The organism is Flavobacterium faecale (assembly GCF_048320115.1).
Classification (GTDB): domain Bacteria; phylum Bacteroidota; class Bacteroidia; order Flavobacteriales; family Flavobacteriaceae; genus Flavobacterium; species Flavobacterium faecale_A.
In genome coordinates this window covers 995199-1019307 of sequence record NZ_CP182943.1, presented here as the reverse complement: position 1 = coordinate 1019307, position 24109 = coordinate 995199, and the positions used below count along the sequence as shown (strand labels likewise).

The following is a 24109-nucleotide window of genomic DNA, read 5'->3' as shown; positions in this document are numbered from 1 at the left end:
TATTTTCTACTATTTTATAATTCTCCTTTCAGAAATCTAGAAACCATATTAAATTTTTCAGTTATTAAATTTTTGTTTTCACTCATAAAATAATTGTATTCAGTTTTTGGAGTTAGCAGTACTATATATGTATTAAGTATAAAATTGTGTTGACTATAAAAATGAAACCTTTTGTAGGTCTTTATTTTACAAATATAATGTACTGAAAACCAGCTTAAGAAACGATTAAAAACTTCTTCATTTTGAAAAACTAAGAGTTTTAATCTAGTCCTTTTGGAGATATTCTGGTCTATGTAATCTAAAGGAATTAAAAAATGGTCTTTACTTATTGTTAAAGTTTCTTCATATTGGGTTTTACTCCAGTTTTCGGTGATATAACTCCCTTTGTTATCTAATTCTGCATATACTTTTTTCATGTTTTTTGTTTTATTTAGCTTACAAAATTAGGGCTTAAAAAGAGATAATAAAAATTGCTTAACTTTCAGGTTCACTTCTTAAAAAACTGTTAATTAGCAATTTACAACACTTGCTCATTAACATTATAACATAGTAGAAATTTTAAATATTCCGCTCTGCATTTAAATTTTCAACTCCTTCCAAATCACCTCTGCCTTGGTTTCGATATCAAGATGATAATAAGCAATAGCTACAATTCTTTGCGCATCAACTGTTTTTTGTTTGTCTAAAGGAAGTTCTTTTATTTTTCCTATGGCCGCTTCGGGGTTATCCAGTAAATCAAAAACACAAGCTAGATTGATATAGGCCAGCGTATAATTGGCATCTAAACTTATAGCTTTTTCAAAATCCTTTTGAGCACTCTTTAATAAAGAATTCATCTGTTCTTGATTTCCTTCATTGCCACGAGTACTACTTTTTTCTAATCGGCTCGTATTATCAATTTCCAACGGATATAAAAAACGTTTTGGAAAATCGTATTCTTCTTTAGTCAAAACTTTTAATTCCAATGCTTTTAAAGTTTTTATAACTCCAATATTGTTGTAGTTTTCCCTTGATGGGAAATCCCTGTTCACTTGTTCGAATAAAGTCAATGCCATATCATACTGTTTGATTTCTTTGGCTTTCAAAGCTTCTTGAAAAACTTGAAACAATCTTTGTGATTTTGCTAAGGCATTTTGAGCTATTGTTTTCCTCTCCGCTTTGGTGGGATAACCTTCGGTTATATCATTCAGCTGGTAAAATTGATAAATAGCATCTAGTATTTTGGGCTGTACTTCAAATGGTGAAAATCCTGCAATTGCAGCATAAAACATCCCTTTGTCGTCGGCTTGAGTTTCATAGATGATTTTTTGGTTTTTGTTGACCAATTTTATCGAGTTTGCAAATTCTTGACTTTTATTCCTAATAGCAAATGCAAAATCAGTGCAAAAACTATGATCATAATAATAGTGCGCTAATTCGTGACTTATAACAACTGACAATGCATTAAGACTATCTTTTCCAAAAGTTTGGCAAAGACGATACAATCCTAAATCTATCTTGATGCTTTTATCCTTATAAAATGCAGGAGTCGTAGGTTTAGGAGTCATTTTCATAAATTCCAATTCAGGTGTTGCTTTAGCATTCCCATAAGCTGTGACTAGTTGATTGAAAACTGCTTTAATTTGATTTTCTGCATTATGATGTTGGGCTGCAACACTTGAAGTACTGCAAATTATTAACAACAAAATAAAAGCAATATTTTTCTTTTGGGGTAAATGGTAATATTGAGTTTTATTCATTCTCAAAACTTATTTTTTCTAAGATTTCAATTATTGATACATCTAATACTTTTTTCAAAGGTTGGAAACCGTTTGATTTTTTTAAATGAAAATAGTCTGCTCCTTTTTTAAGGTAATAGTCTTGTTCTTCTGTTTGAAGTACTTCATAATCTGTGGCGGTTTTTACCTCATACAAAGTCAATGAATTGCCATCAAATGAATATGTATTCTGTTGTGATTTTAAAGAGTTCATTTCTTTTATATGATTAGTCAAGATCTCAGAATCTAACCTATTTGCAGCCTTATTTTCTGCTAAAAGTTTTTCTAATGACTTAATTCGTTTTGTAGCATCATTAAAATGAACAATTACTTGTGTCTTTTTTTCAGATGTATAACCTAGGGATTCAGGTCGTAGCACACTCACTTTTCTTGTAATTGTTTCAATCGGAGTTAAAACAATCATTTCATTAGTTGTAGTAGGCAATTGTGGTTCAACTTTATCTTTTACCTTTTCTTCTATGACAATTTTATTTTCAGCAGGAATAGCAACTGTGTTGGTCTTTTTAAAATAAAATATCCCGGCTGCAATAATTACACATGCGGCAGCAGCATACTTTATCCATGACAATGAAATAACTTTAGATCTCTTTGAATTTCTATTTTCAATAGTAGATTTAAACATTTGTGCATTAGCTACCTCTTCCTCCAACTCCCTATCCCAAAGTTTCATCTTTTCTTTTAGGTCCTCACGCCCTTTTTTCTTGGTCACATTAGACAAGTCATTTTCAGATAGTTCAAAAGTTAAGCGTTCATAACTCGTAGGCAAATCAGCTTTAATGTGTTTGCGTTCCACGCTTTTGATAGCTTGTTGCATTGTTTTAAGAAAGTCAATTTCTTTTGCAAATGTTGAATTTTTAGATTTTAGCAAATAGTCTGCTGCTGACGTAACTTCTCCTAAAACATAACTTTCGGCTAGTTCTTTTAAGAATTGAGCATATACATTAGGGAGCTTGTCTATTATTTTTTCGGCATTGGCTAATTCTAAACTGTAAATATGGACATACAGCGGTTTTGCATCTACTTCAAAATGCAATAAATTAGTAGTGAATTTTTCCCAAAAAGCAACATCAACTTTCTCTACAGAAAAACTTAAGTCTTTCTCCAGTTTAGGTAGCATTATATTTTGTACTATAGCAATAACTGTATCCATTTCTAGTTGTTCAATTCGTTAAAAGCCATTTTTTCTAGTCGTTTTTGGCATCTTGATTTTTGGTTTTTAGTATTATCAGCATTGCTGTAGCCAAAATGCTCAGTTAACTCATTCATTGATTTTTTATGATACCAGAACAATGTCAGTAGTTCATAACAATGACCTCCAGCTGCTTTCATTTTTTCTAAAGCATTTTCTATTGCTGTAAACTGTGATTCTTTTGGGTCTCCTATTTCATCCAAAGTATCCGTGATGGTCGATTTATAACTCATTGGATTTTCTTCATCCTCGTCTTTACCTATATGTTCATCATAATCAGAATACCCTTTTTCTTTCCCAAGTTTATTCAACAATTGAAAACGACAAACAGAATTTATATAAGTTTGTAAAGAAGCGGTTAGCTCAAAATTTCCGGCTATAATTTTTTCATATAATACTAAAATAGCATCATGAAAAACATCGTCTAACTCATAATCATTTATAGCTCCATTAGTCATTTTTCGCATAAACGAAACACTATATTGCTTGCATCTTTTGTAAACTTCTCCTAAATAATCTTGGTTTTGTTGAATGAGAACTACAAGTTCCTGATCCTTCAAATGTCCAAACTTTGATGTAGTACTCTTTGACATTTTTATCTATTTTGTAAGTCGTATTAAAAACGTTACAAAATAAGGATTATTTTTTTAGAAATTAATTTTGTTTCATAAAAGAATGATTACAATAGATATTAATCCAAACATCAATCCCTTTACTGTTTCAAGGGATTGATGCTCTATTTAATATAGAATTAATTACTTATGTAGGTTTTATTACCATTACTATTAATATAATATTGACCACCTCGCGATCCTGTGTAAACAGTATTACTAGAACTATAACTTGGCGTAGAGTAACTATAGGTAGAACTTGTTGAAGAATATCCGTCTCTTGGATGGGTTCCAGCTTGACCTGTGTAAGGATTTACATTCCCAACAGTACTATAATTATCGTTTCTAGTATAATTTGAATACGTTCTTTGATGAGGCTGAACATAGGTACCATTACTTCTGTAATACCCTCTAACAGAAACTTGAGCAAAAGACAATGCAGTAGTAAATAAAAACGCGATGATAAATAATGATTTTTTCATAATAAGTAAATTTTAAATTGTTATTAAATTATTTGTTTATACCTATTAATACGGGAATAGTAAAAAGGTAACCTTCGGTTTTAATTTTTTCTTTCATAAATTGTTAAATCCAAACTACCTTCCATAAATCCTCTATAAACTAACACGTCTAAATCTTCAGGTATAATGGTCATTTTGAAATATACCCCTTGAGGTTTATACACTTTTAATAATTCTACTTTTGCAGTTCCATTTTTAGTGTCATAAGTGTTTGAATAACTCCATTGAAAGTGAAATAAATCAGCTTCATAATTTTCGTCACTAGCTTCAATATGTTCTTTTTCCATAGCATAGATAGTACCGTAACTTTGGGTATTATTTTTGTTCCAAAAATTAGCCATATATAGACTTTTAGAATCTATGTTTTTATAAATAACGATGTAGGCATCTTGTTCTAATAAAGTTGGTGTAATATCTACTCCATTATTTGTACCATCTGAAATTTTAAATTTCGCTAGAATTTCTTGAGTTTTCGTCTTTTGTTGTGCCTTAATTTTTGAAGAAAAAGAAGCACATATAACTAATAATAGTGTTATTAAAAACTTCATGTTGAAAAGGATTAAATTAGATGAAAAAATACAACCCAATAATCTAGGGTGGCTTAAAAAAACTTGAGGAACAAACAAGTTTTTACATTTGTGCTATCAAATTTGAGCTCATAGCTGTTTTAGAACCATTCAAAATAAATCGAGAAGATGTGACCCCTGATTGAGTTAACCACTTTTTCCAGAAATAAGTGATTTTTTCTGTTTGTAAAATATCATTGGCTTTCTTCCCGGAAATTCCAGCTACAACCCATTGGGTGTTTTTATCTAATTGTATCGGCAATAACCCATACTGTTTTGACTCTGCAATTTGTTTCCAGTCCGATGTGGTCAATTCATTCAGAAAACGAGTACTCGTATATTGATTCTTGTTCTTGATTACGTGTGTTTGGCTTTCAAAATCAAAATAACCATCTGTAAGAACTAGTATTTTATTTTCAAAACCAGGCTTACTCAATCCCTTCCCATTATCGTGTAAATAAGCCCAAATATCAACTCCAAAATAATTACTAGAAACTTTTCCATAATAAGCATCTTTCTTTAAGCCATTCAACACCTTAGATAATGACTGTGATAATTCTAATAACGATTTATTTTTATCCTTTACTTGGGTTTCATCAAGATATATTCGTAGTAAATCTTCGTAATGATTTATATTTAAAGGGCTGTTATTTTGCGGAATAATTCTAACGGAAAAACGGTCTTTGGAACTGAGAACCAAATTTCGTCTTGCATTTTTTTCAAAAATTTTAAAATATTGTTCAATCAAATAAAAGTCTTTATCCAATTGCTCCGGCACAAGAATGCGGTCACTTAAATCCAAAACCACAATGTAATTGGATGGTTTAATATCTTTTTTTGATTCCTCTTTTCTACAAGAAGTAAATACTAAAGAAATTATAAAAACGAGGCTAAGGGTATAAAATATATTTTTCATTTTCGTACTTATTAAATTAGTTAAGATTAGGTGCTTGATTAAATTGACTTTTAATAAAATCATTGAAAGTCTCCTCACATTTTACTTTCTCTAAGTTGAGATCGGTACCATTCAAGTATTGACGCCATCCCATATAAAAACTAGTCAAGTTTTGTGACAAAACATCAGGATTAAGCATTCGACCCTCTAAGTCTTTTTTCAATTGTTCCAACTGGGAAAGAATGCTTTTAATTTGTGTTTCTAATTCAATAATCTTGGTTTCCAAAATTTGAAGTTCGTTTTTCAAGCTCTTAATTTCTTCTTTCAGCCCTTTGATGATTATAGCTGCTTTTGCATCTCCTGTTTTTTTATTTTTTTCTTTGAGCATCATTTCAAACATATATCCCCAAACCAAGTAGGCACAAAATCCAAAAAGAAGTACCATGTAAAAGTTAATGCTTGAATAAAAATTCCAATCCTCATCTGCAATTCCTGCCATTACTTTTAAGTCATGAATTCCTAAATCGATCTTATAGGCCATAAAACAATCCGTTATAAAAGCAGCAATAACAACAAGTACAATATTTAATTTTTTATGTTTTCCTTCTATACTATGAGGTATGAGTCCGATTGCAAAAAACAAGAAGGCTCCTAAATAAACGATTATTAATGATGATGATGCTGTAAAAATCCCGTTCACATCAAAAATACTATCCATATACAAAGTAATGTCATCTCCAGCTGTTCTAAGTAAAGTACCAGCATTTCTAAAAAAGGAAGCGTAAATTGCTGAAGCATAGAAAAACATTAAATAAAAAGACAACAAAACCGTTAAACCAGCATACATGAAGTGCTTTTCAGGTTGGTAACCAGTTTCCACTTTATTCTCAGCTAAGTCAATTTTAGTTTGTTGAATTTCATCATTCAAATCCTTAATTTTTTTCTCGATAGAAGGTTTTGAAACTTCAATAGCTGTTCTTTTATCACCTTCCATTTTTTCCTTTTCTTCGTCTTTTGCAATGATTTTGTTTTGAACTTGTTGCTTTAAAAGATGCTCTTCTTTTTCATTATAAGTTTCGTCAACTAAATGTCCATCTTTAATCCATTGTAGATTAGCTTTCAAGTAAAGATGATCACCACGGTTTAATCCTGCTTTTTCAAAAGCATACTCTCTAAAGCTTCTGACCCGTTCCACTTTTTGATTGGATAAATTATCCATTTGTGTTTGAAGATTGTCATTTGCAGTTTCAACTGCCTGTTCGCTTTTGTTGTTTGTATGTTCCATAATATTTGTTTTTCTTATTTATATAGAAAAAAATAAAAGGTAACCGTTCACAAAATTTTTTTTTATATTTTTAATTTAACGGCAGTCGGAAGCTTTATTCAAACAGCCAAAGCAATCAAGCGGTCTCTCTACGGTCGTTCCCTTTGTTCCGTTCGGCTGTTCCAGTCGGGCTACACTATTTTGTGGAATTACTTATTTCAATTTAACTACCCATAATCCTGAACTTTTCGAATTGCCCTCCGTTCCACAGACACGGCGCAGTCACAATAAAACAGCAGCTTGCAAATAAGCAGCTGTTTTATTGCACTGCTTGTTCCTCATCTTCACACGGTCACTTCCTGCGTTCGGTCGGGCTACCATAACTGTAATACCGCTTCATTTCGTTCCGCTGCCACAACTTTTATTTTTAATGTGAAATATTGGATTTCATTTTTAAAACCATTTGTCAACCTGAGCGTAGTCGAAGGGCGCTTCACTACATTCCAGCCATATTACAGTTATAGCCCTCCAGCTTTTTGGCGGTTGCTCCTTCGCCCAGCCATCGGGGTTGGCTTGCTCCACAATCTACATATAAGTATGTTTAATGTAAAAGGTCGATTATGATTTCTTTTCAACTTTAGTACTTGATGGTCGCTATGCCCTGAATCAAGGTTACCCGCCAAAAAAAGGCGGGAGTCTTTTATTGTTTCCCCGCCGTTACACGCTCATAGCCGCTACGTTTCGCTCCGTACCTGCGCTCACCTCCCGCGTCTATGGTGGCTGTTCGATTGCCGCAACCCCGCCACTGCGCTCCTCATCCGCAAAAAAAAGTTCCTTGCCCCTGAAAAAGGGGCACCACTTTTTTTGCTCCTTGCGGTGCTTGGGGGTGTTTGATTGCCGATTTCCATAGGAACTTTTGTCATCCTGAGTTTGCGAAGGACCATCCACATAAGAAACAATCTGCTCCAAAAAAATAAATAAAAAGAAAGTAAAGGTCTGCTACGGTTTCAAATAGTAAAGTTCAAGCCCTACGGGTTTTTGAAAAAATCTCCACCTTCACTTCTCCGATTCACCATCCGACTTCAAAGTATGTACCACCTCTACAAAACCACTTAGGTAGTATTTTTTCAAAAAAACTTGACTTCATTTGAAACCTTCACCGAAAGGACGACTTTCTTTTTTTTTCTTTTTTTCTTTTCAAAAGATATGTTGCGAAGCGTAGCGAAGCAGAATCATAATTTTAAATCCAGAATTATGACTTCTCACAACGTACTGACACACCAACCCCAAAGAATGGTTACACAGCCGCATTTCTTTATTTTAAGCAAAGGCAAAAATGCAGGTAAACCATTAAAAGAAAGTTGCCCGAATTGCTTTTTAGTAACTGTAAAAACAAAAGAAGAATCTGAGAATTTATACTGGATCGCTTACGCTTTATGGAAAGCTAATTATTGGCACCAGTATCAAATCGGTTCCGTTATTCCTTTTATTCGGATAGGAACTTTTAAAAACTATTTCCGTGATGAGGTCCTGAAAGCTTTTCGGCAACATCAAAAACATCTAGATTTTGTGAATCGCATACAAAAACTAGAAGAGCTGCAACATCATTATTCAAAAACAATCGAACAAATTGAAAATTTAAAATGGGCTTTACTTCAAAACCAGTTGAGGTAAAAAACAAAAAAGCCTGGACTTTCGTCCAGGCTTTTGCATTGCTTCGGAAAAGGTTACCAATCAAAACCGAAACTATTTTTTGGATTTTATCATCCTTTTTAAAAGGAGCGACACGATAAAACTGACGGTGGCTCCTATGACTGCTAAAATAATGGTTTTTAAAATATCTTCAGATAAAATATTGGGTACAATACTCAAAAAAGTGCCTGTTGCAGTTCCTACTGGGAGTTGGTTATTCGTTTCCATCGCGAGCTAGATTTTCGTTCTCTTTTTGCAAACGTTTCAAGATCACTTCATCATCCAAAGCAGCTTCGTCAACCGTTATTTGGCTTATTGCAGAGATGATACCTCCAGCAACGACCAAATATCCTGCGGTACTCACAATTACTGCGGGCAAAGCTACAGGAGCGGCAACTATAGTTCCGCTGATGGCCAATAAGGCTAATCCAATACTTCGCAAAACTTTAAAAAACTTTGGTGTGGGAGCTTTTGCTCTTTCTACTACATTCATAATACTGTATTTACAGATTCAACAATCAATTCTACACGCTCACTATGGTCTAAGGCTTTATAAACAATCGCTTTTAGGGCAATAAATGCCTTTCTCGACATCAATCCTAAACCTGGACCAGATAGTTTTGTGACCGGAGCGATACATCCATTTAATTCTCTCAAAGCATTATTGGCGGGATGGAACAAAATATAGCTTCTATTTTGTACAGCAACAACTTCCAAATGCCATTTGAATTTTTGACTGTAACGCTTTCTAATAAAATACTTCCCTTCTGGAATACAGGAAACTCGCTTTTCATTATTCTTCCAAGGCAATTCAATCGTATTACAAATTAATTTACCCTCACATTCGAGTTTCCCATTAGTTCCATCAGGGAAATAAGTTCTAGTTAAAAACAAAATCATTTTTTAACCTTTTTTGTCAGACTGTCCCGAAACTTCGGGAGTCGAAGTCCCTTAAACGCCTCCATCAACTTTAATAAGCGATAGCGGGTTGTACGCTCCATTTTTCAACGAATACATGCTACCGTTTACTTCTTGATAAAACTCAAGGCCTAAAGCCAAAAACAATGGTTTAGTGCTGTTAGGAGTTACTGTGTTTACTTGGCTAATCACCGCTGTAGGGACTGCACTCCATGGTAAAATAGCCGATTCTGAATGTTCCTCAACAAAGGTTTCATTTTCAAAATCTACTTCAACACCAGCCGAAATGATTTTAAAGTGAGTAGTTCCTCCAGGAGCAGCAATCATATTCGAGGGAATAAATGGAGGAATATCTACAGACACTTCACCTGTTACTCTGTCGATAGCTCCAGTATAAGGAGCATACAAACTAGTTCCTAATTTTCCACGAATATTGAATTCGAATCCAGCCAATAATTCTGCCTCACCATCAATAACGTTTCGTAATCCACGTTCGTTGGTTTCATCCGCTTGGATGACTTTGACCATAGATTGCGTCAAACGACTCACCATACGACCATCAGCCGAATTCAAAAGCAAGACACGTAAAGCAGTTCGCAAAACCTTACCTGCTTTCCCAGCTCTTCCAAACTCCGAACCGTTTTCACGCGTTCTTTGAAACGCAGGATCGTTTTTGATTCTGTCGCCATCCACACCGCCCTTTTCTCTGGCCAAATGACCGTCTTTCGTTTTGTAAAAAGTAATATCACCGATAGTACCTTTCAATTTAATTATGCCTTTTTGCCTTGCCATAATTCCTAATATTTAGATTAATAATTAGTCTAAATCATCATCCTGTTGCAACATTTCTGAATTGATTTCAAAGCAAATTTTAGGAGAATTAAGCACAAAAAAAAGGTTGTTCTATCCCATGTGTCACTTTGTGACACAAATGGCAGAATACAACTTAGATGACTCCCTTTGTACGAAAAGAATTATTTACTAAATTTAATCTATATAAACCCAAAAGGGTATTTCAAGTATAGTATAGCCCAATCAAAGCCATAGATAAAGTATGAGAGCCACAGCAAAAAGATTATGCATCTACCCAAAGGACATACAACGAATTACAGGAAAGAGTTATCGGCAAAGTATAAGATTGCTTCAAAAGATTAGAAAAGACCTTAATAAGCAAGAAAATGAATTTGTAAGTATTGTTGAGTTTTGCACATACACAAGCTTAATTCATGAACAGGTTATGCCTTTAATAATTGACTAAAAATAGCCTTAACTTATCCGTTTTTTGAACTAGTATTTAATGAGAATTTTGTATTTTAGTACTGTAAAATTTGTCACAATAAAGCATGATTTTTTGAGATTCAAAATCGAGACCCTAGAATTTTTTCAGACAAAATCCCTTGTAAATAAAGGCATTCCTAACAGAGTACAAATCCCTTTCTCTCTGCTGATTTAAAATTCAAAAGGTATCAAAACCTCGAAAACTATAGTGTTTTCGAGGTTTTTTGTTTTCTATAACTTAATTTTTGAACAATATATTCAAACACTTCAGAAATGATTATGATTGTTTTGGAGAATTTAAATTAGTCGGTACGAATAACTACTACTAAAACAATATTGCGGTTAACTATTTTGCTTCCGAAATCGAAAAATCCTACGGCAATAGGGTTCGTTCGCGATTGAGGCAGATGTTTAATCTCATAGCTTTCGATTCAAATGCAAAGGACAAACGATGAAAACAAAATTTTCAAAATGTTTGTTAAAAGCAAAAAACGTTTGTTATTTCAATCAAATAAGCTATTTTTGTTTAGAATATCAAACATTTTATTATGAGTACCAAGAAACAAACTATTTTCCCGAAGTACAATAAGATTTTAGAACAGATGGGTGAAAACATCAAATTGGCTCGTAAAAGGAGAAAACTCACAGCTGTACAAGTTGCCGAACGTGCCGATATTGCACGTTCTACTCTATACCTGATTGAAACGGGTAATGCTGGTGTAGCTATGGGAGCCTATTTTAATGTACTTCGTGTTTTAGGACTTCAGGATGATTTTCTCAAACTCGCTGCCGATGATGAACTGGGTAGGAAACTCCAAGATTTAGAACTTTTAAAGTAAAAACTCTTGTCAGGCTGAGTTTGTCTAAGCCTAGAAGACTTTAAACAACTAATTTAATGGCTCAAAATAAAACCGACATATTCGTCTACGCACACTGGCAGGGATTGTTAGAACCTAAAATGATTGGAACGCTCTCGGCTCATCAGGCCAAAGGCAAAAAGGCCTTTAGTTTTGAGTACGACAAAGATTGGCTAAAAACATCAGATAAATTCCTTTTAGATCCCGATATCCAGTTGTATACTGGTCCACAATACCCAAACCAAAAAGAAAACTTTGGTATTTTTCTCGATAGTATGCCCGATACTTGGGGGCGAACACTAATGAAACGCAGAGCTGCACAAATCGCCAAAGAAAAAGATGAAAAAGCACCAACGCTCTATGATATCGATTTCCTTTTAGGCGTGTACGATGAAAGCCGTATGGGTGCCTTACGCTTCAAAACCGACCCGAATGGAGATTTTCTAGATAATAACCAAACAACTCCAACGCCTCCTTGGTCTTCAATTCGTGAATTGCAAAACGCAGCTAATAGTTTTGAAAATGACGACGATAATGATGAAGTGAAAAAATGGCTTACAATACTGATGGCTCCTGGTTCTTCATTAGGGGGAGCAAGACCCAAAGCCAATATTTTAGACACTGACAAAAGTCTTTGGATTGCCAAATTTCCATCCAAAACGGATACAATCGATAAAGCAGCGTGGGAATTTCTAGCCTATCAACTAGCCTTACAATCTGGCATCACCATGGCCGAAAGCCGAATTCAAAAGATTATAGGCAATTACAATACCTTTTTCACTAAACGCTTTGACCGCGAAAACGGTGAACGCATTCATTTTGCTTCAGCCATGACCATGACCGGAAACAACGAAGACACTATTCGTGACAACCCAGCATCATATCTCGATTTAGCCGAGTTTATCAGCAACTATGGTGTAAATGTAGAAGCCAATTTACACCAACTTTGGCGTAGGATTATTTTTAATATTGCAATTTCCAATACCGACGACCACCTTCGCAATCACGGATTCGTACTCGCCAAAGACGGTTGGATTCTATCACCTGCCTATGATCTCAATCCATCAATTGACAAAGAAGGCTTGGCCTTAAACATCGATATGGACAACAACGCTCTCGATTTTGAACTGGCTAAAAGTGTAGGGGAATATTTCAGATTAAACAACATTCAAATGGATGATATAATCCACCAAGTGACTGGTGTAGTGAGACAATGGAAAGAATTAGCTGCTAAATTAAGGATTCCGAGAAGTGAACAGGAATTGATGGAAAAAGCTTTTAAGATAGCGTGATATAAAACTAAATATTGTTTAGGGTAACTATAAAAAATTAATTTACTTATATGTAGTTTCGAATGAAAATCAATCGAGTAAACCCAAAATACGCATTAGGATTTTATTATTTTTTTCACGCAGATTAGGCAGATTTCCCTAAATTTTATGTTATAAAACTATTAAAAGACAAATGTTTAATCTTATTACATTTTCTTCTGAGACTACCGACAAACGGTAAGAGGTTAAACATTCACGTTTTCCAAAATTCAAATAAAGAGAATGAGTAAATGTTCAATTTGACAACATTTGATACAAAAACGATAGATAAAAGAAAATAGGTATTCTATTGTTAATAACAATTTCATCTAAACTAGATGAAATTACTTATTTTTAGAGTCTTAAAAATAAAGTGTTACCAAATGACAATTCAACAATACATTACCAAAATAAATATCTTGTTTCAAACCGGATGATCCCATAATGCATTTCTAAAACCTCTCTGGATGAATCATTCAAGGTTTACAGAATATATTAAGTTATGAGGATATTTTGCACTATCAAAAAATGATTGTGGCTTTATTTGAAACAGATCGAATTATGAAGGAGATTGATAAAATTGAGATTTAGATGGCAATAGATAAACAAATATCCAAAGACTTTGTGAGGGTAGATGATTTTATTAGCACAGTAATTCATCCTGTTTTGCCAAATGCAAAATTAAAAGAAAGCTTCATAAATGGTGCTCCCACCAACTATTTTGAAGGAAAATTATCATCTTGTGAATTGTTTAAGGAAACGGATTATGAATACAAAGGGGATGGTAAATTTATTCATCATACTTCATTGTTTGCATTGAAGGCTATTTTAGATTCGGGCTATTTAAGGATGTCAGAATTTGGTAATTTAATTGATACAAGTGAATTGCATTACGGGGCTTCAGTTTTTAAGGAAAATTCAATATTTCAATATGAACAAGCCAATATGGATCAATTAAGAAAAAATGTGTTTTGTCTTTCCGCTTGTCAGTCTAGTGAAAGCACTAAAACCAATGAGTTAATGTGGGAAGTATATGGTGATAAAGGCAAAGGGGTAATTATTGAGTTTGAATTAACGAAAAAAAATCCACGTTTTTTTATTTTAGGAAAGATGCAATATGGGATTGATGGATTAAAACCATTAACTGAATTAAAAAAATTAGCTGAGAATTATATAAATAATAAGGACAATGTAATGTTTCCTAATAACTTTCCAGAGTTGCTTTTAGAATTGCAATCGTTTCATAAAGCGAAAAGATATGAAGGAGAAAACGAAATAAGATTGTTATTCAAAAAAGACATTTTTTTCCCTGCTGAAACTATTTACCAAGATATTAACTCAAATCAAGAGGTGAAATATTTCAATAAATTATTTCTAAAGGGAAGACATCCTTATGCGGAAAAAGAAATTGATATAAATAATGACAGTCTTAGTTACTTTGATGAATTTCCACAAATTGAGATTAAAAATATTATACTTGGTTTTAATATTTCTGTAGAAAATAAAGTCGCAATAACTGATTTATTGAATGGAATTAGAACTACTCATAATTATGAATTTGAAATTTTTCAAATAAACAATGAAAAAGAAATTATTAAAATGAGATGAAGATATCATGCTATTTTTAGAAATATACCATATAATATTGCTAGTGTTCTGGGTAAAAATACTACTTTGATTTTATTGGAATAATAAAAAATTTAAGCAAAATATTCTATCACAAAGACATCAGTATTAACAAAAAAATAATTTTAATTAACACTATCTGTTAATTAAAATAAATATATTTGCATGAAAATTACCTTTGATGATAACAAATTAAGGAAGTATGCTAATGATGACAGATTAGCAGAAAAGAAACTTGGCAAACGAGAAGCTGATTTATACAAACAGCGTCTTGATGATTTAGCAGCAGCACAAACCTTAGAAGATGTTAGACATTTACCCGGCAATTACCATGAATTAGTTGGGAACAGAAAAGGACAATGGGCTTGCAATTTAGTCCATCCTTATAGATTAATTTTTGAACCTCACGAAGACCCAATTCCTACCAATGGAGACGGTCAATATCTCTGGATAGAGATAAAAGGAGTTGAAATAATTGAAATTGAAGATTATCACTAACAAAAAACAAGATGGCAACAATTACCCAATATTACCCTCAAACAGTTTCACATCCCGGTACTACTTTAGCTGAAATTTTAGCTGAAAAAGAAATGGGAGCAAAAGAATTTGCAGTAAGAACTGGAAAACCTGAAAAAACAATTTCAGATGTTTTGAATGGAAAAAGTGGTATCACTCCCGAAATGGGGATTTTATTTGAACAAGTATTAAAAATTCCATCCCATTTTTGGATTAATAGACAAAGAGCTTACGATGAATATTTAGCGAGAGTTGAATACCAAAAAACAATAGAAGAAGGTATTGAATGGTCTAAAACGTTTCCTTATGCTAAAATGGCTTCATTAGGTTGGGTCAAAACAACTCTTAAAAAAGAAGAAAAGGTTATAAATTTATTTGAGTATTTCGAAGTTTCTAATACTAAAGGATATTATGATTTTTATCATAATCAAAAACTATTAGTGAATTTTAGAATTTCACTTAAAGAAAATGAAAATGCTGGAGCAATAGCAGCATGGTTAAGGCAGGGGGAAATTCAAGCCGATGCTTTGAACATCCCAGAATTTAATAAAAAGAAATTAACCGAAATTTTGCCAAAGTTAAAAGCAATAATGGTTTCACAACCTGTGGACTTTTTTACCCAAATACAAGATTTATGCAGTTATGCAGGTGTTAAAGTTGTACATACACCTTGTTTACCTAAAGCACCAATTCATGGCTCTACAAGATGGTTAAATGATGTTCCTTTGATACAATTAAGCGGACGTTATAAAAGAAATGATATATTTTGGTTTACTTTTTTTCATGAGATTGGGCATATTTTGCTTCATGGCAAAAAATATATTTCTATTGAGAACATCGAATATGATGGAGAAAATCAAATTTATGAAAAGGAAGCAGATGCTTTTTCCGCTGATTTGCTTTTGAGTAAAGAACAGGAGAAAGAAATTACAAGTAATCACAACCTAACCGAAGCTGATGTTATTAGATACGCTAAAAAATTCCAAACACATTCAGCTATTATTATTGGTAGATTACAGCATTTAGGTTTAGTCCCTTTTGGTTTAGGTAATAATTTGTTTCATCCAATTAATTTTGGTGTGGGAATTTAACGTCATTGATAATTCTACAGCTCGTCAAATAAATGGATCTGAAATAGATAAAAAAGAAAAAATAAGAGAGTGCTGTCAACATGCGTGTTTGAAATATATGTCAATTGATAAAATGACCAATCAATCATTGCGAGATTGATTTAATAATACAAAAGGTAACCGAAAAATAGAAATCAGTCATAATCTTCAAAAACTAAAAGCCCAGGCTAGAGAAAATTCAGAAAGTGAAAAAGGAAAAGAAATTTTTGCTAAAAGATGTATTGAACCCGAACCTGTTTTTGGAAGCATCAAGCAAAATAAGCATTTTCTGGTTTTTAAATAAGAAAAAACTTTTTATAAAGTAAAAGAGGCTATCCTTTTCGGACAGCCTCTTCAGTTTTAATAGCGAGTGAATTTTAAAAACAATTTACAAAATAGCACATAATTTACGGCTTAGTCACCTTAATATTGTGAAAAGAAGCGGTACTATTATCTGTAAATATACCCCAATTGGTATTTGAAGCCTTATACACTCGACTTGTAAGAGCTACTTCATTATTAATATATACAGTAAGCATGGAATTTTCTATTATAATCTGAATATCATATGTTGTATTAGGGCTAAAAACATAGGGAACATCATTATAGGCTACTGTACTGCTAGTAAGCAGCGAACGTACTGTTTTATCAAGGCTAAATCTATTTTGAGAAGGTACGAATCTCAAGCTATAAAAATTTTCATATCCATCGCAAGTGCCAATCATAAAACCGAAATCTTTACTACAACTGCTATAAGATACACTAGCACTTATTTTATACTGTGCTAGATCAATGGGGTCATAAATGATGTTTGCTACATCAAAATTTGCCGTACTACTCAATTGATAGGATAAGCCTCCAGAAAGCGGACTTATATTTCCCCATCGACTATTCTCAACTGGGGTATAATTAGTAGTTTCCATTTTATTTTTTAAAGTATGCGGTATAGCTACTGCTAAATCACCATTACTTTTTTGATACAACTTATGCACTGCAAGGTTACCTCCCCATCCCCAAGTGCCAGAGTCATTATTACCAGTTAAAATATTAGTCCATGCAAAAATATACCTGTCAGTTCCGTTTGTAGCAGTTTTTGCGGCATAAAATCCTTTTCCGTCAAATCTATCCGACCCTACAGGCATCGTCCAGGGGCCATTTATTGAACTGCTTTTTCTATAATATAAATACTTACTGTCGATATCGGAAAAAATAAGATAATAAGTACTTCCTATTTTAAAAATTTCAGCAGTTTCCATCATAAAGAAATTCTGTGAACCGCCATCATAAACTACCCCTTGATAATTCCAATTGAGTAAGTTAGTCGAGGTATATTTTACAATGACTCCTTTCCAAGTACCACTCACATTCTTTCGTGCAGAGACAAGCATAATATATTTAGACGAAGTAGCATCCCATAAAACATAAGGATCTCTGAAATTATCATTTTCATCAAAACCCTGCCCCGTTGGCGGATATATTGTTGTAAATGTGGTGTTGTGCGTGAAATTAGTATTAAGACTGGTTGAAGTCGCTAACATTATCCCTTCTTTTTTAGTCACACAAGAAGAAGGGTAATTGGGATTATGCCCTGTATAGAAAGCATAATAGGTGTTTCCGTTCTTAATAATATTACCTGTGCCCAAAGCAAAATCTTGTGCACAACTGTTGGTGTTACAACTTAAAATTTCTCCAGCAGAAAGTTCAGAATAAGAGTAGAAGTCAGTGGTTTTAAATCCATACCAGGGATGTCTTTTATTGATTGCATCATTCCAGATGTCTTTCAAATAATAAACATAAAAGGAATTGCTAGTGGTATCATAATAAGGCATAACATCTCCAATACGCGTGCCGTCTGATACCATTCTATAAATACTATAATCCGTTTGTTCTGTTTGAGCCTCGCAGGACAGTGCTGAAGCTGTTTTTGAAATAGGTACTGCTTTTTTTGAAAATGAAGCATTTTGTGCCGTTGTAGAAGATTCTTTTACTGCTTCAGAGGTACATCCATTCAGTAAAAAAAGAAAGGATCCTAAACAGACTGCTTTTTGGAATAAATTAGTAATTTTCATAATATATAATGGTTTTGGTTAATTGGTTAAATAATTACATAAGCGGTCATTTTGAATAAATGACTATTTTAAGAAGAAATAATATGCTCTTGTCCTATTTTAAAAACGGTTACTTTTTAAGAATAGGTCACATACAAAATCATCCTGATACCCTTTAAGAAATTAAATACTAGTCCGTTCAAAGCGTATCAATTTAGGAACGGTATTGTTTAGATTTGGAAATAATCCATAAACGAGATGGTACTATAAAAAAACAAAAGCCTGCGATAGTTGCAGACTTTTGAAATGTAATTTATACTTTTATTTTTAACATTAAATTCTCAATTGATGAAAGTGCAATCTCAGGATTAGCTCCTGGAGCCGCAGCAACTAAAGCGCCTATGGCACAGGAGTAATCAATTGCTTCTTGAGGTGCTTTACCTGTTAATAAAGACGAAATTAGAGTAGCTAAGAAAGAGTCACCAGCTCCAACGGTGTCAACCACTTCAACAGGATAACCTTCATTTTGATAAATTTCTCCTTCCCAAAGCAACATTGCTCCGTGTTTGCCTTTGGTAACACACATAGCAGTTGCTTTGGTTCTTTCGGCAATAAAAATCATGTTGTTTTCAAGACTTTCAAAAGGTGAGTTCAACTCAGAAGCTATCTCTAACAATTCCTCATCGTTAAACTTAATAAAATTGGCAGAATGCATTAACTGTTCTAGTACCTCATACGAATAGTGCGGTTTTCTTAAATTAACATCAAAAACCTTATAAACATTCATTTGCAGCAATTCCTCCAATGATTGTTTGGATACTTGATCTCTACAAACCAAACTGCCATAGATTAAAACGTCAGCTTCTGATACTAAATTCTTGGCTAGATCATTCAATATAATATTATCCCAAGCGGATGGATATTTAATTTCATAACTAGCCGATCCACGTTCGTTTAAAGTGACATTAACTAATCCTGTTGGGAAATTCTCGGATTTAACAATTGCGTCCGTTTCAAGACCTAGGCTTTCAATTTGGTTGATTATTAATTCTCCATCTACGTCTTTCCCTACACAGCTAATCATGGCCACTTCACAACCTAAAGTCTTCATGCGTAAAGCGACATTTAAAGGTGCTCCGCCAATCTTTTTTTCATTTCCAAAAATATCCCACAGCACCTCTCCATAGGCAACAACCTTAAGATTTTTTCCGTTATTCATTTTTATTTTTTTAGATTAGTGTTATTCGGGTTGTGTAACCTGAAGATTAGTTACTGTACTATTTTGTCCTTCTGAAATAAGTCCCCATTTATACTTTTCTCTTCCGTAAATACGATTGGTTAAAGCCGCTTTCCCATTAATATAAAGAACAACCATACTCCCTTCGGTAATTAACTCAACATCATATTTTGTATTAGTTTGAAATTGAAATTTGATTCGGGTTGTTTCTTGTGAGGCAGAATTATACCCTATAATTGCATTTTTTGCAGCATCGAATACAATTTTAGCATAACTACCAGAATTGTTCGTGTGGAAAACAAATCCTGCTGAACCTGCTGTATTTCCAAGGCTAAGCTTTGCTTTTATTTTAGCTCTTTTTCCAATAGGTTTAAAGGTTACTATGGCTTTATCAGTCGTACTGTTTAAAGAATAAGTAGATGCGTTTACGGTTGTATTCCCAGTAGTTCCATCAACCTCCACAGTAGTTTTCTTAGTAAAGTAATCTTTGACCGCTTGGGGTGCTTGAGTTCCTAAAGTTCCATCTTGATTTTGTGTCAACTCATGAATTACCATATTTCCTGCCCAATCTTTATTTCCTAAGTCAGTTTCAGGCGTTTTTCTAGTACCCCATCCAAAAACATATCTTTTGTTTCCGTTAGATGCTGTTTTTCCAGCATAAAAATATTCCCCATCAATCATATCATTTTGTGGTGTCATCCAAGGCCCATTGATAGAAGTCGCCATCTTATAATGTGTTCCTTTTGACCCACTCCAGTTTTCAGAGAAAAACAAATACCAATAGTTACCCATTTTAAAAATATCAGCACATTCCATCATCAAATAATTCTCCTGTGGAGTAGTGGTATAAATAGGCGCCTGAACTTCCCAATTTCCTGAAGCAGGATCAGCAGTTGTAAAATGAAGTATAACTGCTTTTCTACCTGGTTCTGTTTGTGTGCTTACTAACATCGAATATTTATTCAATTGCTCATTGAAAAAAACATGTGGGTCTCTAAAATCAAAGTTATAGTATCCTGCAGGTGCTGTAATTTTAAACGAAGATTTCTTTGTCCAATTCTTTAAATCAGAACTTGTTGCACACAAAACACTTTCTCTGGCATTTGATTGTAGAAATTCCGGTATTCCATTGTGACCTGTATAATAAAAGTAGTACAGATTGCCAACTTTGACCACTGAACCAGTTCCAACACCAAAATCAGCTTCTGTAGTTTTTCCATAAGGAATCATCTGTCCTTCATAGGTAAAATGGGCTAAATCAGTACTTTGAAACTCATGTATGTCATGGAATCCTTTTCCTGCTGGTTTGTTTTGCGCATCATGAAGGAAGTAAATGTGAAATTTACCATTGTCAAAAAAGGGCATGATATCACCAGTATAACCAGCACTGTAATAAGGTTCGTCGGCACCTCCAATCCATAATCTTGGCGGCACTGGATAAATATTGGTTATTTCAGACTCACCTCCCGTAATAGAGCCACCAATATAAGTTTCGTCTTGACTGCACGATACTAGCGAAAAGAAAACCGAAGCTATCGTTATTATATTTCTATATTTCATTTTATTGAGTTTAAATTGGATTATTTTTTAGCTAAATAATTAATGCTGTTTTGAGTCAAAATCTTAATGTTATTAATAAACTGATTTGCTTGACTCGGTACCCCATTACTATTGTCTTCATTATACCAATCGTAAGCTCCCATTGAGATTACAATTACATTTTTATTTGTCCCTGTATTTGGAAACTCAGCAATGGTAACTCTTCCATTTAGGGCATTATCCCAAGCTTCGCTTGCTAAGTTTGTACCTCCTGTTTGGTTTCTCCAGCCTTCGCCGTTAACATAACCTCCCCATTCTGGTAAAAACCACCATGCTGTATGGTTCAATCTAAAAGTGCCACTTTGTAATAAGTTAGCTTTACCTGGTTCATAAGTAGTCAATCCTTCAAAAATTGGATGATTCTCATGTCCTACAAATGACATTCCCCATGAATTACCATCCACAAATCCATTTGGAAGGAAATCTCCAAAGACATTATTTGGTCCTTTTCCTGCCGGTACAATTCCTAATGCATCTACATATTGCGAAGCGAAAGTGGTTAAAAGCAAGTTTCCTCCATTCGTTTTATAGTTTTTTAGAGCAGTAATGACAGCTGGTTTATAAGCAACTGATGGTAAATTTGTAGCCGAATCAAAATGCCACCAAATCACATCGATATCACTTAGATTTGCACCATTAGAAATGTTGTCAAATGAAATGTATTTTGCTCCTACAAAATTTTCAAACAGCCAATTACAAGCAGTGATTTCGTCCTTATTGGTGATTTCAGCTCTTGTTGGAGCAGTTCCTAAAAAGGCTACAACCAAACCACTAACAGGTACACTAATAGTAGCGGTATAATTCACACTTTTTCCATTAGCTGTGATAACATAAGTTACAGAGTTAGTAAAATCAATCGTAGTTCCAGATGTTGGTGAAATAGATACGCCTTCCGTTACTTCTATTACGGGCTGCAAAGCGGTGAGGTCTGTATTTTCAGGTAGTACCAATTTAATCGTTTTATTAACATCATTAATTGTTGCTGCAATTGTATTGACTTTAAAACTTTTGATAGGACTCAAAATCGTAGCAGATACCGTGTAATCTTTGTATAAATTACCGTTTTTTACTCTGAATTTAACCGCATTTGTAAAGTTAATAGGAGTGTTTAGATTTAAATTAGATGTCGCTCCATCCTGTAAAATAATTTCAGGCATAACAGTTGTAATGTCAGATCCGTAAGGCAGGGTTACCGAAATTGCACCTGTTTTTTGATCAATTTCCCCAGCAACTCCGTTTATTTTAAACGAAGTTACATTTGAGGGAGAATTGAGATTAAGACCGTCATTATCGAAGCTGTCTTCGCAAGCAGAAACGATGAAAAGCAAGGCTAGTATCAATGATAATTTTGTCCAGTTTTTATATATAAATTTTCTCATTTTCATGTGCTTAAATAGATTAATATTCGCGATTTTGTTTGTACAAACCTTGACTGAAATTAATTTGTGTTAACGGAATTGGACAATATTCTTCCTTGTTGGCATCAAAAAAGGCATCTTGATAATACGAACGTTTTGTTTTCTCTTTCGTGTAAAAGTCATTCATCACTTGGTCAGTAACACCCCAGCGAACCAAATCAAAGAAGCGATTTCCTTCCATCGCTAATTCTAAACGACGTTCCCATCTCAAAGCTTTTCGGGCAAATTCTTTTGTCCAATTACAATTGACACCATCCTCATACGTATTGATTTTAAAATTACTCACATAGGGTAGTCTACCCGTACTTTGTGCTGCTCTTTCTCTGATTTGATTGATTAATGGTAAAGCTTCTGATTCTCTTCCTAGTTCTATCAAAGCTTCAGCACGCATTAATATTACATCGGCATAACGAATTTGAATTCTGTTTTTTGAATTCCCATAAAAGGGGTCAATATTGACTACACAACTGCAATTTGGTGCCACATTTTCTTTCAAAGAAGCATAGTATCCATAGGTTCCAGGGTTTCTTACCCAAGCTTCAACATATAAAAATTCAGGGTCATATTTGTATGGCAAACCTGGCATCGCTACAGTATGATACAATCTAGGATCTACTGTGTTAGCATCTATATTCTTATAGTCAAAATCCTGATTGTTATAAGTATCAAATTGAGGCAGACCATTAGTCCCTGTTTTAAAGGAATTGACTAAATTTTGACTTGGCTTGTGAAAATCACAACAACCTAAACCTTGAGGAGTAGAAAGAACATCTGAAAAATTTAATCTTCCATACAAAGTACCATCATTATCTGAAAATTGAATGGAGAAAATAGATTCTGGTCCGTTTTCATAAGTGCCCGGTAAAAAGTTATTCGCAAAATCAGGCTCTAATGATGCTTTCCCGATTACTTTATCTGTAGCCGTTATCACTTCTTGTAAATGCTGTTGATTGATTCCTGTAACAGCGTAGGTTTCATCTTGTGTGTAGGCTTGATACAAGCGTGTTTTTGCTAAATAAGCATAAGCTGCTTTTTGAGTAGCGCGCCCCACTTGCGATTGCGTTTCAGGTAGGCCATCTGCGGCTGCCTGAAAATCTGCGGCTATTTTATTCCAAAGTTCCTCATTTGAAAGTGCTTTGTTTGAGATAGTTTTATAATCTGCAACTGGAATATCTTCAGTAATATAAGGAACATTCCTGAACATAATTTTAAGCATAAAGTAAAAATGTCCTCTTAAGAAACGCATCTCCGCAATACGTCTTTTTTTCAGGGGATACTCCGCTTCTGAAATTTGTTCTAATGCTTTCAGTGCCTTATTTGCTCTTGAAACGCCTACATAAGTGATGTACCAAAATGAATCTAATTCACCAAAATCAGTTCTTATATTATTAGACACTTCAAAAAAGTGAAAATTTTGAATATCGTTAGTCCCACTACCACCCTTATATGCGTCATCAGAACGAACATTTCCAAAAGGCCACAAACTATAAGGAGAATCATAATGGTCATTCCCTAATTGAGCATAAGCGGCATTCATAAAACCTTCTATCGATTCAGGGGTGACAATATCTGCTTCTGACAATACACCTCGAGGTTCATTTTCTAGAAAATCTGTACAGGAAGTAAATACCCCCAGCGTTAAAATCCCTATTATATATAATATCTTTTTCATCTTTT

22 protein-coding genes and 2 pseudogenes are annotated in these 24109 nt (G+C 33.8%); 8 read left to right on the top strand and 16 right to left on the bottom strand.

Translation table 11 applies throughout. The annotated features are described in order from the left end of the window. Positions 1–14: 14 nt before the first annotated feature. The 8 genes from ACNH59_RS04240 to ACNH59_RS04205 all read right to left on the bottom strand — a co-directional run bounded on the left by ACNH59_RS04240 (position 15) and on the right by ACNH59_RS04205 (position 6845). The gene (locus ACNH59_RS04240) at positions 15–416 is read right to left on the bottom strand and encodes a hypothetical protein (protein WP_418264187.1); all 402 of its coding nucleotides are present in this window, start codon (positions 414–416) and stop codon (positions 15–17) included. A gap of 162 nt (positions 417–578) precedes the next feature. Beyond that, positions 579–1739, bottom strand: coding sequence for a M48 family metalloprotease (locus tag ACNH59_RS04235; protein ID WP_418264186.1), 1161 nt, complete (start codon positions 1737–1739; stop codon positions 579–581). After that, a complete protein-coding gene (locus tag ACNH59_RS04230; protein WP_418264185.1) occupies positions 1732–2928 on the bottom strand; it encodes a hypothetical protein in 1197 nt (398 codons plus the stop codon). The genes ACNH59_RS04235 and ACNH59_RS04230 overlap by 8 nt, the downstream gene beginning before the upstream one ends. Before the next feature lie 2 nt (positions 2929–2930). Next, positions 2931–3560 (bottom strand): RNA polymerase sigma factor, encoded by a 630-nt coding sequence (locus tag ACNH59_RS04225; protein WP_418264184.1) that lies wholly within the window; start codon positions 3558–3560, stop codon positions 2931–2933. Positions 3561–3718: 158 nt separating this feature from the next. Next, positions 3719–4060: a hypothetical protein gene (locus ACNH59_RS04220; RefSeq protein ID WP_418264183.1), complete on the bottom strand. Its 342-nt coding sequence runs from the start codon at positions 4058–4060 to the stop codon at positions 3719–3721. An 80-nt stretch (positions 4061–4140) separates the two neighbouring features. Then, on the bottom strand, positions 4141–4647 hold the full coding sequence (locus tag ACNH59_RS04215) for a hypothetical protein (RefSeq protein ID WP_418264182.1): 507 nt from the start codon (positions 4645–4647) through the stop codon (positions 4141–4143). A gap of 82 nt (positions 4648–4729) precedes the next feature. Continuing rightward, entirely contained in the window at positions 4730–5581 is an 852-nt protein-coding gene (locus tag ACNH59_RS04210) for a hypothetical protein (protein WP_418264181.1), read from the bottom strand. Between the two features lie 16 nt (positions 5582–5597). Then, positions 5598–6845, bottom strand: coding sequence for a coiled-coil domain-containing protein (locus ACNH59_RS04205; RefSeq protein WP_418264180.1), 1248 nt, complete (start codon positions 6843–6845; stop codon positions 5598–5600). Positions 6846–8078: 1233 nt separating this feature from the next. Here ACNH59_RS04205 and ACNH59_RS04200 point away from each other — a divergent pair. Next, a complete protein-coding gene (locus ACNH59_RS04200) occupies positions 8079–8498 on the top strand; it encodes a DUF6943 family protein (protein WP_418264179.1) in 420 nt (139 codons plus the stop codon). A 232-nt stretch (positions 8499–8730) separates the two neighbouring features. On the opposite strand, the gene ACNH59_RS04195 is transcribed toward ACNH59_RS04200, so the two are convergent. From ACNH59_RS04195 to ACNH59_RS04185, 3 genes are read right to left on the bottom strand one after another with little or no spacing between them, the layout of a single operon-like run. Next, positions 8731–9009, bottom strand: a complete 279-nt coding sequence (locus tag ACNH59_RS04195) for a hypothetical protein (RefSeq protein ID WP_418264178.1) — start codon at positions 9007–9009, stop codon at positions 8731–8733. Continuing rightward, positions 9006–9416 carry a DUF5675 family protein gene (locus tag ACNH59_RS04190; protein WP_418264177.1) on the bottom strand — a complete coding sequence of 137 codons (411 nt, stop codon included), beginning with the start codon at positions 9414–9416 and terminating at the stop codon, positions 9006–9008. Before ACNH59_RS04190 ends, ACNH59_RS04195 begins: the two co-directional genes overlap by 4 nt. A 51-nt stretch (positions 9417–9467) precedes the next feature. After that, the gene (locus ACNH59_RS04185) at positions 9468–10226 is read right to left on the bottom strand and encodes a hypothetical protein (protein ID WP_418264176.1); all 759 of its coding nucleotides are present in this window, start codon (positions 10224–10226) and stop codon (positions 9468–9470) included. A gap of 830 nt (positions 10227–11056) precedes the next feature. Between ACNH59_RS04185 and ACNH59_RS04180 the strand changes: the two are divergent. From ACNH59_RS04180 to ACNH59_RS04150, 7 genes and pseudogenes are all read left to right on the top strand, one after another. Beyond that, positions 11057–11167, top strand: a pseudogene (locus tag ACNH59_RS04180) (ATPase); the annotation flags it as partial. 93 nt (positions 11168–11260) lie between these two features. Beyond that, the gene (locus ACNH59_RS04175; protein ID WP_418264175.1) at positions 11261–11551 is read left to right on the top strand and encodes a helix-turn-helix domain-containing protein; all 291 of its coding nucleotides are present in this window, start codon (positions 11261–11263) and stop codon (positions 11549–11551) included. A 56-nt stretch (positions 11552–11607) separates the two neighbouring features. Further along, complete coding sequence (locus tag ACNH59_RS04170) at positions 11608–12861, top strand: type II toxin-antitoxin system HipA family toxin (protein ID WP_418264174.1); 1254 nt, start codon at positions 11608–11610, stop codon at positions 12859–12861. 609 nt (positions 12862–13470) lie between these two features. Continuing rightward, complete coding sequence (locus ACNH59_RS04165) at positions 13471–14487, top strand: DUF2971 domain-containing protein (protein WP_418264173.1); 1017 nt, start codon at positions 13471–13473, stop codon at positions 14485–14487. A gap of 183 nt (positions 14488–14670) precedes the next feature. Beyond that, positions 14671–15003, top strand: a complete 333-nt coding sequence (locus ACNH59_RS04160) for a type II toxin-antitoxin system RelE/ParE family toxin (protein ID WP_418264172.1) — start codon at positions 14671–14673, stop codon at positions 15001–15003. A gap of 11 nt (positions 15004–15014) precedes the next feature. Beyond that, complete coding sequence (locus ACNH59_RS04155; protein ID WP_418264171.1) at positions 15015–16112, top strand: ImmA/IrrE family metallo-endopeptidase; 1098 nt, start codon at positions 15015–15017, stop codon at positions 16110–16112. 157 nt (positions 16113–16269) lie between these two features. Next, a pseudogene (locus ACNH59_RS04150) lies at positions 16270–16434 on the top strand (transposase); the annotation flags it as partial. A 103-nt stretch (positions 16435–16537) separates the two neighbouring features. Here ACNH59_RS04150 and ACNH59_RS04145 read toward each other — a convergent pair. The 5 genes from ACNH59_RS04145 to ACNH59_RS04125 all read right to left on the bottom strand — a co-directional run bounded on the left by ACNH59_RS04145 (position 16538) and on the right by ACNH59_RS04125 (position 24104). Further along, positions 16538–18199: a GH32 C-terminal domain-containing protein gene (locus ACNH59_RS04145; protein WP_418264170.1), complete on the bottom strand. Its 1662-nt coding sequence runs from the start codon at positions 18197–18199 to the stop codon at positions 16538–16540. Positions 18200–18491: 292 nt separating this feature from the next. Next, positions 18492–19397 carry a carbohydrate kinase family protein gene (locus ACNH59_RS04140; protein ID WP_418264169.1) on the bottom strand — a complete coding sequence of 302 codons (906 nt, stop codon included), beginning with the start codon at positions 19395–19397 and terminating at the stop codon, positions 18492–18494. 21 nt (positions 19398–19418) lie between these two features. After that, positions 19419–20975, bottom strand: a complete 1557-nt coding sequence (locus tag ACNH59_RS04135; protein WP_418264168.1) for a family 43 glycosylhydrolase — start codon at positions 20973–20975, stop codon at positions 19419–19421. A gap of 20 nt (positions 20976–20995) precedes the next feature. Next, complete coding sequence (locus tag ACNH59_RS04130) at positions 20996–22393, bottom strand: DUF4960 domain-containing protein (protein ID WP_418264167.1); 1398 nt, start codon at positions 22391–22393, stop codon at positions 20996–20998. 19 nt (positions 22394–22412) lie between these two features. Continuing rightward, positions 22413–24104 (bottom strand): RagB/SusD family nutrient uptake outer membrane protein, encoded by a 1692-nt coding sequence (locus ACNH59_RS04125; protein ID WP_418264166.1) that lies wholly within the window; start codon positions 24102–24104, stop codon positions 22413–22415. Positions 24105–24109: the final 5 nt, after the last annotated feature.